The sequence below is a fragment of the Holdemanella biformis DSM 3989 genome, from assembly GCF_000156655.1.
GTDB classification, from domain to species: Bacteria; Bacillota_I; Bacilli_A; order Erysipelotrichales; family Erysipelotrichaceae; genus Holdemanella; species Holdemanella biformis.
The window spans coordinates 252,641-268,953 of sequence record NZ_DS996842.1 but is presented as its reverse complement, the minus strand read 5'-3'; the positions used below and the strand labels follow the sequence as shown (position 1 = coordinate 268,953).

The 16,313-nt window shown below is 31.1% G+C and carries 13 protein-coding genes; all 13 read left to right on the top strand.

Annotated features, from left to right (window positions below; translation table 11 throughout):
* Positions 1–3 precede the first annotated feature (3 nt).
* The 13 genes from EUBIFOR_RS06320 to EUBIFOR_RS06260 all read left to right on the top strand — a co-directional run bounded on the left by EUBIFOR_RS06320 (position 4) and on the right by EUBIFOR_RS06260 (position 16,268).
* Entirely contained in the window at positions 4–255 is a 252-nt protein-coding gene (locus tag EUBIFOR_RS06320; RefSeq protein WP_147587389.1) for a hypothetical protein, read from the top strand.
* Between the two features lie 82 nt (positions 256–337).
* Positions 338–3,115 carry a transporter substrate-binding domain-containing protein gene (locus tag EUBIFOR_RS06315; protein WP_040466261.1) on the top strand — a complete coding sequence of 926 codons (2,778 nt, stop codon included), beginning with the start codon at positions 338–340 and terminating at the stop codon, positions 3,113–3,115.
* Positions 3,116–3,435: 320 nt separating this feature from the next.
* Positions 3,436–4,452 (top strand): PD-(D/E)XK nuclease family transposase, encoded by a 1,017-nt coding sequence (locus EUBIFOR_RS06310; RefSeq protein ID WP_040466260.1) that lies wholly within the window; start codon positions 3,436–3,438, stop codon positions 4,450–4,452.
* A 109-nt stretch (positions 4,453–4,561) separates the two neighbouring features.
* Complete coding sequence (locus tag EUBIFOR_RS06305) at positions 4,562–5,704, top strand: hypothetical protein (protein ID WP_003865141.1); 1,143 nt, start codon at positions 4,562–4,564, stop codon at positions 5,702–5,704.
* A 249-nt stretch (positions 5,705–5,953) separates the two neighbouring features.
* Positions 5,954–6,205 (top strand): hypothetical protein, encoded by a 252-nt coding sequence (locus tag EUBIFOR_RS13110; protein WP_003865140.1) that lies wholly within the window; start codon positions 5,954–5,956, stop codon positions 6,203–6,205.
* Between the two features lie 248 nt (positions 6,206–6,453).
* The gene (locus EUBIFOR_RS06295) at positions 6,454–6,933 is read left to right on the top strand and encodes a hypothetical protein (RefSeq protein WP_003865139.1); all 480 of its coding nucleotides are present in this window, start codon (positions 6,454–6,456) and stop codon (positions 6,931–6,933) included.
* Positions 6,934–7,265: 332 nt separating this feature from the next.
* On the top strand, positions 7,266–7,466 hold the full coding sequence (locus EUBIFOR_RS06290) for a helix-turn-helix domain-containing protein (protein WP_003865138.1): 201 nt from the start codon (positions 7,266–7,268) through the stop codon (positions 7,464–7,466).
* 9 nt (positions 7,467–7,475) lie between these two features.
* Entirely contained in the window at positions 7,476–8,999 is a 1,524-nt protein-coding gene (locus EUBIFOR_RS06285) for a class I SAM-dependent DNA methyltransferase (RefSeq protein WP_003865137.1), read from the top strand.
* 23 nt (positions 9,000–9,022) lie between these two features.
* A complete protein-coding gene (locus tag EUBIFOR_RS06280) occupies positions 9,023–10,120 on the top strand; it encodes a restriction endonuclease subunit S (protein ID WP_003865136.1) in 1,098 nt (365 codons plus the stop codon).
* 50 nt (positions 10,121–10,170) lie between these two features.
* Positions 10,171–11,166: a site-specific tyrosine recombinase/integron integrase gene (gene xerA, locus EUBIFOR_RS06275; protein ID WP_040466259.1), complete on the top strand. Its 996-nt coding sequence runs from the start codon at positions 10,171–10,173 to the stop codon at positions 11,164–11,166.
* A gap of 52 nt (positions 11,167–11,218) precedes the next feature.
* Positions 11,219–12,316, top strand: coding sequence for a restriction endonuclease subunit S (locus tag EUBIFOR_RS06270; protein ID WP_003865134.1), 1,098 nt, complete (start codon positions 11,219–11,221; stop codon positions 12,314–12,316).
* Positions 12,309–15,602 carry a DEAD/DEAH box helicase family protein gene (locus tag EUBIFOR_RS06265; RefSeq protein WP_003865133.1) on the top strand — a complete coding sequence of 1,098 codons (3,294 nt, stop codon included), beginning with the start codon at positions 12,309–12,311 and terminating at the stop codon, positions 15,600–15,602. Before EUBIFOR_RS06270 ends, EUBIFOR_RS06265 begins: the two co-directional genes overlap by 8 nt.
* Before the next feature lie 309 nt (positions 15,603–15,911).
* A complete protein-coding gene (locus tag EUBIFOR_RS06260) occupies positions 15,912–16,268 on the top strand; it encodes a hypothetical protein (RefSeq protein ID WP_040466258.1) in 357 nt (118 codons plus the stop codon).
* The last annotated feature ends 45 nt before the right edge of the window (positions 16,269–16,313 follow it).

Genomic DNA, 16,313 nt, shown 5'->3' with positions numbered 1-16,313 from the left:
ATTATGATACCTAAAATACTTAATTTTGAAGAGATGGTTTCTTTATATATTAAGATTTTAAAGAAAACAATCACGGACACTGAACTTGAATTGTTTAAGTATAATTTGGACATTTCTTGTTGCGTGCCACATGCTATATTTTTTAATTTAAATAGTGAGGCAAAGAAGATATTGGGTAAAGAAAAGTGGAGTAAATTGTATAGTCCAGATATTGAAAGAGAATTTCATAGTGGACCAATAGAAACAAAGAGCTAGAGTCTTTATGATTCTAGTTTTTTTATTGACTGAATCTTGTGAAATAAAATATACTATTAACAAATGGATATGGAGAAATAATATGTTTAAAAAAGGGAAAAGATTAGCTGTGTTATGCACAATCATTTTTGTGGTTTTATCTATGTGCATGCCTTGTTTGGCGGATGAGACGCAGAAAACGATTCGTGTTGGATCTTTTGAAGATACATTTAATTATGTGGATGAACATGGTGCAAGGCGTGGTTATGGTTATGAATTAATGCAGGCTTTGGCTGGGTATACGGGTTGGAAGTTTGAGTATGTAAAGTGTGATTGGTCAAACTGTTTTGATAAGCTTGAAAATGGTGAGATTGATATCATGGGTGATATTGCGTATACGGATGATCGTGCTAAAGAAATGCTTTATTCTGAGGAAACGATGGGTGAAGAAAAGTATGTTTTGTATGCGGATTTATCGGATATGGATATTGTGTCTTCGGATTTTAAGTCTTTGAATGGAAAATGTATTGGTGTGCTTAAAGGTACAAATTCTGAATATATGCTTACAAATTGGGAGAATAAGTATGGTATTCATACTGAGCATGTGAATGTAAGTGGTAATGAGGATGTAAAAAAGAAATTGGCGAATAATGAGATTGATTGTTTCGTGTCTTTAGAAGAGTCAATTTGGTCTGAAAGAGGGATTTCTAGTGTAACAACAATTGGAGAGTCTGATATATATTTTGTGTTCAATAAAGAGCGTAGTGATATTAAACAAGAATTGGATTATGCGATGCGTCAATTGGATAGTGATAGTCCTTTTTTCAAGGCGGATTTGTATAAGAAGTATTTTACTTTGGATTATACGCAATTTTTAACAGGTGTTGAAAAGTCATATATCAAAGAGCATGGTGGTATTCGCATTGGTTTTTTAGATAATGATCCTGTTGTGTTTTCTATGGACAAAAAGAGTGGAGAGATTCGTGGTACACTTTCTGAATATATTTCGTATGCCAAAGATTGTTTAGGGAATCATACATTAAAATTTGATATACAGGCTTTTGATGATTACGACAAAATGATTGAGGCTTTACAGAATAATGAGATTGATGTGATTTATTATGCGAGTCGAAATTCAAATGTTGCCGAAAAGAAGGGATATGCACTTTCGAATACGGCTTGGACGTATAATTTGATTGCCGTTACAAATAAGGAAGGTTTTAATGAGAATGATTCATATGTGGTAGCTGTACCGAAAAACAAGGTGGCTTTAAAACAACATATTGCGTATAACTATCCGCATTGGAAACTCGTGGATTGTGATTCGATTGAGGATGGGGCGAATATGGTTGATGATGGTAAAGTAGATTGTTTTATCATGGGATCGAGTCAGGTGTTGAGTTTTGATGGTAAAAAGAATTTTAAAATTATTCCTTTGACTAAGACAATGGAGGCTTGTTTTGCGGTTAAAGATGGGCAGGCAACACTATTATCCATATTGAATAAGACGATAAAGGCTATGCCTTCGGATATGTTGACAAGTGCAATTGCGATGTATGATAGTACGGCTTATAAAACGACTTTTTACAGTTTTTTAAAAGATCATTTGGTTGTTGTTCTTGTTCTAGGCTTTAGTGTTATTATTGTAATTCTTCTACTTTTACAAAAGGCAAGACGAGCAGAGGCGAGTGCTAAGGTTGCATTAAAGAGTGCTGAGGATGCAAGCTTAGCTAAGACACAGTTTCTTCATAATGTATCGCATGATATTCGTACGCCTATGAATGCGATTTTGGGCTATTCTGAACTTATGAAGAATGAGTTGAAGGATAATGATTTGCCTAAGGTTTTCGAGCATTTAAATAAACTTCAAAAGGCGGGGAATATTCTTCTATCAATTATTAATAACGTTTTAGATATGGCTCGCATAGAAAGTGGTCATATGGAATTGGATGAAAACTATGCGAATATTGAGGATATAAGACAAAGATTGATTGAGATGTTTGAGGATGAGGCGAAGAAAAAGAATATTCATGTGAGGTACACTTTTAATGTGGAGCATAAACATGTCATGGCCGATGTGACTAAGGTTGAAGAAATTTTTGTGAATATTTTAAGTAATGCCCTTAAGTATACGCCTTCAAATGGTTCTGTTGAAGTGAATGTGGATGAGCTTTCATGCGATGAGCCTGGATATATGATTGTTCGTACAAGCATTATGGATACGGGTATTGGTATGAGTCAGGAGTATTTGGAGAAGATTTTTGAATCTTTTTCAAGAGAAAGAATGATATCTAGTAAAATTAGTGGTACAGGTCTTGGTATGGCCATTGTAAAGAAATATGTGGATCTTCTTGGTGGTACGATTGATGTGAAGAGTGTTCTTGGTAAGGGGAGTACGTTTATTGTCACGTTGAAATATAAAATGGCGGATGAAAAATATTATTTGGATAAACAAGAAGAGAATTGTGAAGTTGATAATGCAATTTTTAATGGTAAACATATTCTTTTGGCTGAGGATAATGATTTAAATGCCGAGATTGCACAAACCATATTAGAGCGTGCAGGACTTTTTGTAGATCGTGTAAAGAATGGTATTGAGTGTGTGAATAGGGTCATAGAAAATCCGGTTGGTACATATGATGTCATTTTAATGGATATTCAAATGCCTAAAATGGATGGATATAAAGCTACGTGTGAAATTAGAAACTTACAAGATAAGGCAAAAGCATGCATACCTATTGTGGCAATAACGGCTAATGCGTTTGAGGAAGACAAGAAAAAAGCGATAGATGTTGGTATGGATGGTCATATCGCAAAACCAATTAATATTGAAGATTTGTTTGTGGTATTAACGGATATTTTGAATAAACAGAAAAGCTAGAGTCTATGGATTCTAGTTTTTTTATGCAAAAAGTTAAATTTTTTTCGAAAAAGTGTCTTTTTTTTCGTATAAGAGTATGTAGGCAATCTAACATTTGGTGTTTAATACACTTAGTTGATTCGATCGTTAAATCCTGCTTTGAAGTTTTAAAAATGAAGGTATAATTTTTTTTGGTCTTTGACATGTGAGTGATAATAGTTCATTTATCTAACGAATCATTGTTACAAAAAGTGTTCAAACTACAAGTAAATATACGAATACACATTCAAATATTTTAGATGAATGATTTAAATGAAATGCCTACTAGAAAAGAGGTGCTCATGAGGAGTGCAAATTTATTAAATGATTTCGCCTTTAAGTATGTGTTTGGCGAAGATTGTAAAGAGGCTAATGATGCCTTAAAATCATTACTTACGGTATTTTTAGAAAGGAGTGTGAATAAAGTTGTTGTAAAGAATTCAGAAATGGTAAAAGACTTTAGTAAAATGAAAAGTCCACGTTTGGATCTGTTAGTTGAATTTGATGATCAAACGATGGTAGATTTAGAAATGCAGTTAAGACAAACCAAAGATAATTTAATGAATCGCTTTCCTTATTATTCGGCTAGACTTCATGGCTCACAAGATATGGAGGGGAAAAGCTACAGTCAACTAAAGGAAACCATAGTTATGATTTTCTTTAATGTGAATATTTTTGATAACGATAATATATGTAATACATTCAGGTACAAATGTGATGGTGACTTACCTTTTGTGAAAGAAGAAAAAGAAGATCGTATGAAGTTACGTACAATTGAAATGCCAAAAGTAGATTTAAATAAGCCGCTAGAAGACATGAATGAACAGGAAAAGATGATTTATTACTTTTTGAATTGCCATAAAGGAATGGAAGATAGTAAGATTAAGATGATGATAGAAAGTGATGAGGTGATTCAGATGTTAGAGAAACGTGTAGAAACTATATCGGATGATCGTTGGAAAAAAATAATAGAAGATTTTCAAAAACTGCATGAAAATGAAGAACGAATCGAACTACAGCTTGAACTTGAAGAGCTTCAAAAAGCAAAAGAAAAGGTTCGAAAAGCACAAGAAGACGTTCGAAAAGCAGAAGAAGACGTTCGAAAAGAGCTAGAAGATGTTCGAAAAGCACAAGAAGACGTTCGAAAACAAGTGGAAGAAGCTGATAAGAAAGTAGAAGATGCAAATAGACAAATTGAGCAGATGAACCAAGTAATGAAACAAGGGATTAAAGCGATGCTTGCAAATGGGATGAGTTTAGAGTTTGTTTCTAAATCATTATCTAAGAGTGAAGATGAAATTATGGAGTTGTTGAAATAGTCGCTTTCTAGAAATCTCAAAGTAATGATGAATAATAAAATTGATGTCTAAGTCGCCTATAATAAGGCGGCTTTATTGGTGTATAATTGTATAAAAGGAACTTGGGAATATGATAAGTAGAAAAAGAATAATACGATTTGCGATTGGTACAATGATGCGTCAGGATCGTTGGGAAAAGAAGTATAATGCGAATCATCAATTTGATGTGAATCAATATGATTATTTTACTAGCAAAGAATATGTGAATGCACTTCGTGAAAAGTGGCAGGATTTAGAAGATCCTGAATGTGAGCTTGAAGACTATGTGGATGTGTCTAAATATTCAAATTATGATGATTATGCTTGTGATGTGGTTGAATATAAAAGTCGATTAGAATGGCGTGATCAATGGGATTGTGATTGTGAATTTGAAGTGAATCCATGTGATTTTGAGTATGAGGAGTATTATGTTAAGGCTTTAAAGCGGGCTTGGAAAAAGGAATTGGATCCTTATGATGAGTTTGAATATATTGATTTAGAATTGATTGATGATGTAAATGAGTATAAGGATCGAATAGATGAGTGTAAAGAGTGGAAGGACGAGCATGATTCAAATGATGAATATAATGTAGATCCTAGTCAATTTGATGATGAAGATGAGTATGTAGATGCATTACGACAATTATGGAAACGTAAGTATGATTATTTTAATGAGTTTAGTTCTATAGATCCAAATGAATATTCAAATAAGGATGATTATTCGAATGCAATTGAAAATAAAAAGAATTGGATGAATAAATATGACAAGGATAATGTATATAAATTAGATCCTAGTGATTATGATTGTGAAGAAGAGTATTTGGATGCACTAAGATCTTGTTGGCAAGATAAGTATGATCCAAGCTTTAAAACAAATATTGATGTAGATGATTATGATACTGAAGAAGATTACAGAAATGCATTAATACTAGATTGGCAAGAGACATTTGATTCTAAGCATCAATTTAATGGTTTTAACTTTGATAAATTCACTACTATTGATGATTATTTAGTTGAATTAAATGATCGACTCAATTGGATCAAAGAATGTGATCCAGAAGGTAAGTATTCTAAAATTGATGCGTCTAATTATGACAATTTAATTCAGTATAAGCATCAAATCAATTTAAGAAAAGCTTGGAAAAACAAGTATGATCCAAACAATGAACATACAAACATTGATCCTTGTGACTATAATGATGTAGAAGAGTATCATAACGCATTAAAACGGTAATCTGCAATTGAATAGGGATGACTAAAAATTGGCTTTAAAAGTTGGATATATATTCCTATACAGTTTGAAAAAATAGTCTTTGCGATATTATATTAAATAAATGAGAATGTTCATTAAATCTTTTTGGTGATGCAAGTCTTGCTTGAAATAGCTTATAAGAGTTAATTATAGAGAGGTTTCTTCATGATTGTGAAGAAATTCTAAAAAGGATGGAGGATAACGTTTATGATGATTGGACCTTAGGTGTATGTGGAGAAATTTAAAAATGTTTATTATCAAGAAATGATAAAAGAGCGTGAACGATTAATTAGATATATTCAAAACTTTGAAAAACTTGAGAAAGTAGAAGATCGTTCCGCTGAAGAATGGACGGAGCGTCCAAATCCTGTAGTGAGATATCAGCTTTATATGGATTATCTTGCTGCATTGCTTAAGGTTATGAGAAACAAATATAACGAAGAATATGTCTGGGGAAATAAGAAATTATCGGACTTAGAATGAAGAGATATTAAAGGCAACAAATAAAAGAATAGAGAAAGGATTAGGTGGTTTAATGATGTACCATGCATTAATAAATAATAATCATGTATTAGATGATTTAAAAGGGTAAAAAAGCTATTTTTAAAAAAGTTAAATTAGGAAATTGTTATAAATATGATGGTGCGATTGCACAGCCGTTTTATATTAGCTTTGATGAGAGGACACTTAATTATCATATCGTTCCAGAAATCCGTAAGATTGAAGAGTATATGAAAAATATTCGTGAAAATCTTAATAAAAAAGAATTATCAAACGACTGGAAATTTTTAAATAGAGTACAATCTGGAAGGACATGTGCTAAAAATCACAAGTGGATTGAAATGGATGTTAATCAAATTATCTTTATATTAGAGTTTCAGACATTATGTTTTGATGAAGATAAATTGAATTGTTATTTGGATAAGATCCAATTTGTAGCCTATCCACGTTTAGAAACTTTAAATTATCGTTCTTCAAATGGCGATTTACACATAATGTATCCGAATAAAGGTGATGGTAATTATTGTGTTGGAAATAAACGAATCGTATACAATACAAAGTTTAATTGTGAAAGTGATTCAGAAGAAGTTGCAGAGAGTTTTATCGGATTTATTGAAAATATCCTAAAAGATAGTAATAAAATTTACGAGCATAATCCTAGAATTTATGGAAAAGATTCATCGCCAAAAGTGTATACACATAATGATTAATTATAAGCAGGGTTTTAGAATCCTGTTTTTTATTTTTGTTGATAAATAAAATTCAGTAAATAACAGAAATTTGATATCTGTTTTATGATTGATTACATTTAAGGTATTTAAGAATATACGTCTGTAGACATTAAATTAGATGATCACATAACAAGTTGTAGGGTGTATGAACATATTGTAAAGTAACTAGGTTGTTCTAGTTATTTTTTGTTAGAAAAGTGTATTTTTAATAATGCTTAACTTTTGTTGACAAAATATTCACATTTCTAAACATTTGTTATTTATAACTGTAAGCGTTTCACGTATAATAGATTCTAAGAGAGGACCGTTTTATGCAGATAAGTTATAATAAGCTATTTAAATTATTGATTGATAAGGGCATGAAAAAGACGGATTTAGCGAAAGAAGCTAAGTTAACACCGGCTACACTCGCAAAATTATCTAAACAGGAAACTGTATCTATGGATACATTGATTCGTATTTGCGATTGTTTGGATTGCTCATTTGATGATGTAGTGGAATTGATTAAGTAGGAGAGAGTTATGGTTACAGGAGAAATTAAAAATAAAATTGATGCGCTTTGGGATGTGTTTGCGGCAGGTGGATTAACAAATCCATTAGAGGTTATTGAGCAAATAACATATTTGATGTTTATTCGTGATTTGGATGTTGCAGATAATAAAAAGGCAAAGGAGTCTAATATGCTAGGGATTCCGTATACAAGTGTATTTGCCGATGAGGTAATGATTGGTGAGCGTAGTATTGATGGAAATCAATTGAAATGGTCTACGTTCCATGATTATCCTGCGAATAAACAATATGAAATTATGCAGGAATGGGTTTTTCCATTTATAAAGATTTTACATAGTGATAAGGATAGTGCCTATTCTAAATATATGGATGATGCAATTTTTAAAATTCCAACAGCATTAGTATTATCTAAGGTCATTGATTCTTTGGATGAGATTTATAGCTTAATGGATAAAACTACAAGTATGGATATTCGTGGTGATGTATATGAATACTTATTGTCTAAGATTGCTTCAGCAGGACGTAATGGACAGTTCAGAACGCCTCGTCATATTATTCGTATGATGGTTGAATTAATGAATCCAACACCTCAAGAATTAATTTGTGATCCAGCATGTGGTACAAGTGGATTTTTGGTGGTTGCTAGTGATTATTTAATGGAAAAATATAGAAATGACATTTTGATGAATAAACAGAATCGTGATCATTTTATGAATCATATGTTTAATGGTTTTGATATGGATAGAACTATGCTTCGTATTGGAGCAATGAATATGATGACGCATGGTGTTGAATCTCCAAATATTGAATATCGCGATAGTTTATCAGATCAAAATACAGATAACAATAAGTACTCTATGATTTTAGCCAATCCACCTTTTAAAGGGTCTTTAGATTATGATTCTGTTTCAACAGACTTATTAAAGATTGCGAAAACTAAGAAAACTGAATTATTATTCTTAGCATTGTTTATTCGTATGTTAAAAGTTGGTGGAAGATGTGCATGTATTGTTCCGGATGGAGTTTTATTTGGTTCAAGTAAAGCACACAAAGCTATTCGACAAGCTATTGTTGACGATAATCGTCTTGTAGCAGTTATTTCAATGCCATCAGGTGTATTTAAACCATATGCTGGTGTATCAACCGGTATTTTGATTTTCACAAAGACCGGTCATGGTGGAACTGATAAAGTTTGGTTCTATGACATGAAAGCCGATGGATTCTCGTTAGATGATAAACGTGCTCCTGTAAAAGAAAGTGATATTCCAGACATTTTAGAAAGATTCAAGAATTTAGATAAAGAAGTAGAAAGAAAGCGTACTGAACAAAGTTTCTTGGTTGATAAGCAAGAGATTATTGATAATGATTATGATCTATCTATCAATAAATATAAAGAAGTTGTCTATGAAAAGGTAGAATATCCACCAACAAGTGAAATTTTAGCTGATATTGAAGCTTTAAATAGAGAAATTGATAAGAATTTGGCAGAGTTAAAGGCTTTGTTGAATGATGGAAAGGAGGAAGAATCTGAATGATAAATTCGGATTTGTAGAAGCGAATGAAAATTAAGGACCTATGTTCATATGCTCCAAAATCAAGAATAAAAGCTGGAGAAGCTGTTGAAAATGCTAAATATTTATTTTTTACTTCGAGCGCAGATGAAAATAAACGTTATACAGATTTTCAATTTGATAAAGAAGCTATTATTATGGGAACTGGTGGTAATGCGACACTTCATTATTATAATGGGAAATTTAGTGTCTCAACGGATTGCTTAGTGCTATTTCCTAATTCTAAAATAAAATGTAAATATTTATACTATTTCTTTAAATCGCATATGAGTGTGTTGGAAGCTGGATTCAAAGGTGCTGGATTGAAACATACAAATAAGAAATATATTGAGGAGATAAATGTTAGCAAAGTTCCAGACTTAACCACTCAAGAAAAAATTGTTTCTCATCTGGATACAATAACGGAAAACATAGAAAAGTTAAATAGAGAATTAGAATTATTTGGTTCATTAACCAAAGCCCGATTTATAGAGATGTTTGGTGATCCTTTGGATGGGTCTGCTAAATATCCAATTCATCAAGTAGGAGAAGTTGCTGATACCATAGATCCGCAACCGAGCCATAGAACACCACCTATAGATGAAAGTGGAATTCCTTATATTAGCATAAGGGATTGTAACTATAAGACGGGAAGGATAGATTTTGAAGGTGCCCGGAAAGTTAGTCGGAAAATTTTAGAAGAACAATCGAAAAGATATACGCTACATGATGGTGATTTTGTAATTGGAAAGATAGGGACTATAGGTAATCCAGTATTTATTCCACCACGTGATGATTATACTTTATCAGCAAATGTTGTTTTAGTTCAACCAAATAACAATTTGGTAAGTCCTTATTTTTTAAAATATTCATTGGAATCTGGTTACGTAGATAGACAGTTTGCTGAAGCTAAAAATTCCACTTCACAAGCTGCTTTTGGCATACAAAAAGTAAGAACAATTAAAGTGATGAATCCAGATTTAAATATCCAAAGAAAATTTGATAACTTTGTTAAACAAGTCGATAAATCAAGGGAAGAAGTTAAGAAGTCATTAGAAAAGACACAGCAATTATATGATAGTTTAATGCAAGAATATTTTGGATAAGATAGTTAAAATTTATGGTTGTAGAGATGTTGGTAATGGAGGTTATTAGCATGAAAAATACAATCATACAAGAAATAGAACAGTCATTATTGAATTATTTAGATAATTCTCAGTTAGATGTTTTACATACTGTATTATGTCGTTGCTTAGATAAAGTAGAAATAAAAGTGGTTGAAGATACGGATATCCATATTTGTGAATTCACGAATATAGAACTTATAAATAAATTTATTGCTGCTAAAGAAATTGAAGGTTGCAGTGAAAGAACTACAAAATATTATTATGCTACTTTAATTAAAATGGATTCGATGATTACTAAGAATGTTACTCATTTAACAACAGATGATCTAAGAATGTATTTGACTGAATATCAGAAGATTAATAATTGTTCCAAAGCAAGTATTGATAACATTAGAAGAAATTTAAGTAGTTTTTTCTCTTGGTTGGAAGAAGAAAATTATATTTTGAAAAGTCCAATGAAAAGAATTCATAAAATAAAAACTGATAAAGTTATTAAAGAAACATATTCAGATGAAACTTTAGAATTGTTAAGAGATAATTGTAATAATCTAAGGGATTTAGCAATTATCGATCTTCTTTCATCTACCGGTATGCGTGTTGGTGAACTAGTTAGATTAAACATAAATGATATTGATTTTGAGAATAGAGAGTGTGTTGTCTTTGGTAAAGGTAATAAAGAAAGACCGGTTTATTTTGATGCCAGAACAAAGATTCATTTAAGAAACTATATTAATTCTAGAAATGATGACAATGTAGCGTTATTTGTTTCATTAGATGCACCGCATGACAGATTGAATATTAGTGGAGTCGAGATAAGACTTCGTCAATTAGGTAGAAAACTTGGCATTAATAAAGTGCATCCACACAAATTTAGACGAACAGTTGCTACTAAGGCAATTGATAAAGGCATGCCTATAGAACAAGTACAAAGTCTATTAGGACATTCTCAAATAGATACTACAATGCATTATGCAATGGTAAACCAAAATAATGTTAAAGAATCCCATAGAAAATTTGTTGCTTAAATGTCATGTATGATAATCTTTGCAGAGGTAAATTCGGATTTACTGAATATAGATGAAGGTAAAAGTTGGTGAAATAACAAAAATAAAAACAGGTAAACTTGATGCTAACGCTTCTTCTGCAGACGGGAAATATCCTTTTTTTACTTGCTCGAAGGATCCATTAAGAATAAATAGCTATTCTTATGATTGTGAATGTGTATTAGTTGCCGGAAATGGTGATTTAAATGTTAAGTACTATAATGGTAAATTTGATGCCTATCAAAGAACCTATATTATAGAGGATAATAGTAATGGCCTGCTTTATATGCCTTACTTATATCATTTTTTAGAAGGATATATAGGAGAACTTAGGAAACAATCAATCGGTGGAGTTATTAAGTATATTAAATTAGGAAATTTAACAGATGTACTAGTTGAATTGCCTTCTATTGTGGAACAAAAGTATATTGTGAATTTAATGAATATTTCTTTAGAGTTAATAGAATTAAGAAAGAAAACCATAGATAAACTTGATTCATTAGTTAAAGCCCGATTTATAGAGATGTTTGGTGATCCATATACTAATCCTTTGAAATGGGAAAAACTAAAAATAAAAGATGCTGTTACAGTTGAACCACAAAATGGATTGTATAAACCACAGTCAGATTATGTTACAGATAGATCAGGTATTCCAATTTTAAGAATAGATGGATTTTATGATGGAATAGTTACTGATTTTGCTTCATTAAAAAGACTAAAATGTTCTGAAACGGAAAAACAGAAATATCTACTTTTAGAAGATGACATTGTCATTAATCGAGTGAATAGTATTGAATATTTAGGAAAATGTGCACATATAAAAGGGCTTTTGGAAGATACAGTGTATGAATCTAATATGATGAGAATGCATTTTGATCCAGAAACTTATAATTCAGTATATATTTGTAAATTGTTGTGTAGTCAGTTTATATATGATCAGATTGTTAATCATGCAAAAAAAGCAGTAAATCAAGCAAGCATTAATCAGAAAGATGTATTAGATTTTAATATATATCAACCACCGATTGATTTACAAAATCAATTTGCTGACTTCATCCAACAAGTCGATAAATCAAGGTTTGATATTAAGAAGAGTATTATAGAACTAGAAAGAGAGGTAGTATATGACTAACTTCGATTATTTAAAGAAAGAAAAAGATTTTGATAGCTTTGTAGATATAGCTATTGTTGCAGAAAAGACGTATAAGATTGATGTTAGTACGTGTATTATCAACTGTAGACGTGCACTAGAGGCAGGCATTAAGTGGATGTATTCAGTAGATGCAGATTTGGATGTTCCATACCAGGATAATTTGCATACATTAATGAATACACGAGCTTTTAAATCAATCATGGATGATGATATTTGGAAACGAATTGAGTTTATCCGTCGATATGGAAATGAAGCAGTTCATACTTCAACGACAAAAACGGCTAGTATTGCCAAAATATGTTTACGTAACTTGTTCTATTTTACTGATTTTATTGCGTATTGTTATGGTGATAATTACGAAGAAAGAGAATTTGACGAATCATTATTAGAACAAGAGGAAGTGACTCCTGTTAAAGTGGTTCCTGATGTTGATTTAGAGGCTTTGATTGCTGAAAATAAATCTTTGAAAGAGGAATTGAGTTCTCGTCGTGTTCAACAACAAGAGACATATGTTTCAAAACCATTAGATTTATCTGAATTTAAAACACGTAAATTATATATTGATGCGATGTTGATGGATGCTGGATGGATTGAAGGTAAAGACTGGATTAATGAAGTTGAACTTGATGGTATGCCAAATAAGTCAGAAGTTGGCTATGCGGATTATGTTCTATATGATGATATGAATATTCCATTAGCGGTAATTGAAGCTAAGAGAAGTTGTAAAGATCCTGCGGTAGGAAGACAACAAGCAAAATTGTATGCGGATTTATTAGAGAAGAAATATAAAAGAAGACCAGTAATCTTTATTACGAATGGCTTTGAAACACGCATAATAGATAATGATTATCCTGAAAGAAGAGTATCGAGTATTTATTCAAAACGTGATTTAGAAAAGTATTTTAATTTGAGAAGAACAAAATCTCATTTGAATTATATTGCGATTAATAAGAATATAGCTGGTCGTTATTATCAGGAAGCTGCAGTTCGTGCTGTATGTGAAGCCTTTGATAAGGGGAATAGAAGAAAAGCTTTATTAGTCATGGCTACTGGATCAGGCAAAACCAGAACGGTTATTAGTTTAGTTGATGTGCTATTAAATAATGGCTGGATAAAGAATATTTTATTCTTGGCAGATCGTAACTCCTTAGTTACACAGGCAAAACGTAGTTTTGTGAATTTGTTGCCGGACCTCTCGGCTACAAATTTAGTGGAAGATAAGGAAAATTATAATGCACATGCAGTATTTTCGACTTACCAAACAATGATTGGTTGTATAGATACGATTAAGGATGAAGGAAAGAAATTATTTACTTGCGGGCATTTTGATTTGATTATTTGTGATGAAGCGCATAGATCTATTTATAACAAGTATAGAGATATATTTTCATATTTTGATGCACCTTTAGTTGGTTTAACGGCAACACCTAAAGATGAAATTGATAAGAATACATATGAAGTTTTTGAATTAGAAAATGGAATTCCGACATATGGTTATGAATTAGCTCAGGCTGTAAAAGATGAATTTTTAGTTGATTATAAATCTATAGAATGTTCTACAGAATTTATGAAGAACGGAATTCATTGGGATGAATTGGATAATGATGAAAAAGAAGAGTATGAAGAAACATTTGTCGATGAAGAGGGGAATGTTCCAGAAGTTATTAGTGCTTCAGCTATAAACCAATATGTTTTTAATAAAGATACAGTGCGTAAGGTATTAGCAACTTTATTTAAATATGGTATTCGTATTGATTATGGGCAAAAAATTGGTAAAACAATTATTTTTGCGAAAAATCATAAGCATGCAGAATTTATTCTAGAAATTTTTAATAAGGATTATCCTGAATTAAAAGGTTATGCAGAAGTCATTGATAATAAAATCAACTATTCTCAGACGTTAATTGACCAGTTTTCTGATCCAAAAAAATTACCTCAAATTGCGATTTCAGTTGATATGTTAGACACTGGTATTGATGTGCCTGAATGTGTGAATCTGATTTTCTTTAAAAAAGTAATGAGTAAGGCTAAATTTTGGCAAATGATTGGTCGTGGAACAAGATTATGTCCTGGACTTTTAGATGGAAAAGATAAAGATAAGTTCTTGATTTTTGATTTCTGTGGTAATTTTGAATTTTTCAGAATGAAGACAGGAAGTGCAACACCGAATATGCTTGCAGTACAGGGAGCTGTTTTTGCATTAAAGTTTGAGATTGCTTATAAATTACAAGCTTTGAATTATCAAACGGATGAATTAAAAAAATGGCGTAAAGAACTTGTCGATTATATGGTTAGTAAAGTAAAAGAGCTGGATCGTAATCGTTTTGATGTTAGACAACATTTAAAATATGTGGATCTCTATTCGAATCCAGATCATTATCAAATGCTTACTTATGAAGATTGTTTGATGGTGCGTCAAGAATTAGCACCACTAATCTTACCAGATGAAGATGAGGTAAGTGCTGTGCGATTTGATGCTTTAATGTATGGTATTGAATTAGCTCATTTGGCGGAGAAACAGAGTAAGCGTAGAATTAAAGATTTATTAAAAAAGGTAACAGGTTTATCTAAAGTATCGAATATTCCTGCAATTGAAAAGGAAAGCGAAATTATTCATGCTATCTTAAATACGAATTATTTAGAATATAGTGGTATAGATGAATTTGAAAATATTCGTTTAAGATTAAGAGATTTAATTAAATATATTCCAAGACAAGGATTATCTTATGAAACTAATTTTGAAGATGATATTTTAGATGTTCAATTTAATGATTCAGAATTAGAGAATGATGATTTAAAGAATTATAAATCTAAAATTGAGTATTATATTCGCCAACATCAAAAAGATAATCCTGTGATTTTGAAAATCAAAGAAAACAAACCATTAAGTAGTACAGATTTAGTTTCTTTAGAAAATATCTTATGGAAAGAATTAGGTTCTAAGAAAGACTATTATTCAGAAGTAGGAGAAAAGCCTATCTGCGAATTTGTTCGAGAAATTGTTGGCTTGGATATGAATGCTGCCAAAGATGCTTTTTCTAAATATTTAGATGAAAGAAATCTTAATTCTGAACAAATCTATTTTGTAAATCAAATTGTAGAATATATTGTAAGAAATGGTTTAATGAAAGATATGAGTGTTTTACAACAATCACCATTTACAGATAAAGGTTCTGTTGCAGATTTGTTTGGAAATGATATTCAAACTTGGATGGAGATTAAGAGCGTTATAGATAATATTAATAATAATGCGAATTATAATTAGTGTTAATTAAATGACTTTATAGGAGGAGTAGCAATAAAAGGACAAGTAATTCCTTTTAGTTTAGAAGACCAAAATGTTCTATTAATTAACGAAAACATAACTTCTGAGCATGATGTTGTTGATTGCTTAAAGAAATTTTTCTTAGATAATTTCTCATTATCATTGAGTATTACAAGGACAGCAGAAAAATATACCAGATAGAATTTTGAATATACATATACAATTGAGTATAATTCACTAGATGAAAGTATCGTAACAAACAAAGCAAGCACTTTAGATTATAATAATTTTAATAGTGTGAAAGATTTTATGTGTAAACCACAACACGTTAAGGATAAAGTAATTGGCGGATATGCCAGAAGGTGTCCTCTTTGTGGTGCAAAAGTGCACACTGAATTAACAGGGATGAGACTTTATAAATATAAAGATGGTGAAGATATTTTTGAGTTTATTTGTTGTCCAACTTGTTATGAAAATCTTCGGTATTCAACAGATTTGCAGATAGATAAAGAAGAATTAAAAAAGAATTATTTAAGTTTTAAAGCAATTGTCTGTGGTGAAGAATGGAAGGTTGAACATGTCAAAATTCGTTTAGGACACAAGGCAATATTGAATTATTTTAATAGAAAAGACACATTTAATAAAACAGGATATAGACATCATTAATGTCAAATAGACTAGTACACTTTACCTGTAAGTGAGGTAATAAAA

What these genes read in the sequence shown, in the direction of transcription:
- EUBIFOR_RS06320 (WP_147587389.1), top strand. Translation starts at nt 4, where the DNA reads ATGATACCTAAAATACTTAATTTTGAAGAGATGGTTTCTTTATATATT.
- EUBIFOR_RS06315 (WP_040466261.1), top strand. Translation starts at nt 338, where the DNA reads ATGTTTAAAAAAGGGAAAAGATTAGCTGTGTTATGCACAATCATTTTT.
- EUBIFOR_RS06310 (WP_040466260.1), top strand. Translation starts at nt 3,436, where the DNA reads ATGAGGAGTGCAAATTTATTAAATGATTTCGCCTTTAAGTATGTGTTT.
- EUBIFOR_RS06305 (WP_003865141.1), top strand. Translation starts at nt 4,562, where the DNA reads ATGATAAGTAGAAAAAGAATAATACGATTTGCGATTGGTACAATGATG.
- EUBIFOR_RS06295 (WP_003865139.1), top strand. Translation starts at nt 6,454, where the DNA reads ATGAAAAATATTCGTGAAAATCTTAATAAAAAAGAATTATCAAACGAC.
- EUBIFOR_RS06290 (WP_003865138.1), top strand. Translation starts at nt 7,266, where the DNA reads ATGCAGATAAGTTATAATAAGCTATTTAAATTATTGATTGATAAGGGC.
- EUBIFOR_RS06285 (WP_003865137.1), top strand. Translation starts at nt 7,476, where the DNA reads ATGGTTACAGGAGAAATTAAAAATAAAATTGATGCGCTTTGGGATGTG.
- EUBIFOR_RS06280 (WP_003865136.1), top strand. Translation starts at nt 9,023, where the DNA reads ATGAAAATTAAGGACCTATGTTCATATGCTCCAAAATCAAGAATAAAA.
- xerA (WP_040466259.1), top strand. Translation starts at nt 10,171, where the DNA reads ATGAAAAATACAATCATACAAGAAATAGAACAGTCATTATTGAATTAT.
- EUBIFOR_RS06270 (WP_003865134.1), top strand. Translation starts at nt 11,219, where the DNA reads ATGAAGGTAAAAGTTGGTGAAATAACAAAAATAAAAACAGGTAAACTT.
- EUBIFOR_RS06265 (WP_003865133.1), top strand. Translation starts at nt 12,309, where the DNA reads ATGACTAACTTCGATTATTTAAAGAAAGAAAAAGATTTTGATAGCTTT.
- EUBIFOR_RS06260 (WP_040466258.1), top strand. Translation starts at nt 15,912, where the DNA reads ATGTGTAAACCACAACACGTTAAGGATAAAGTAATTGGCGGATATGCC.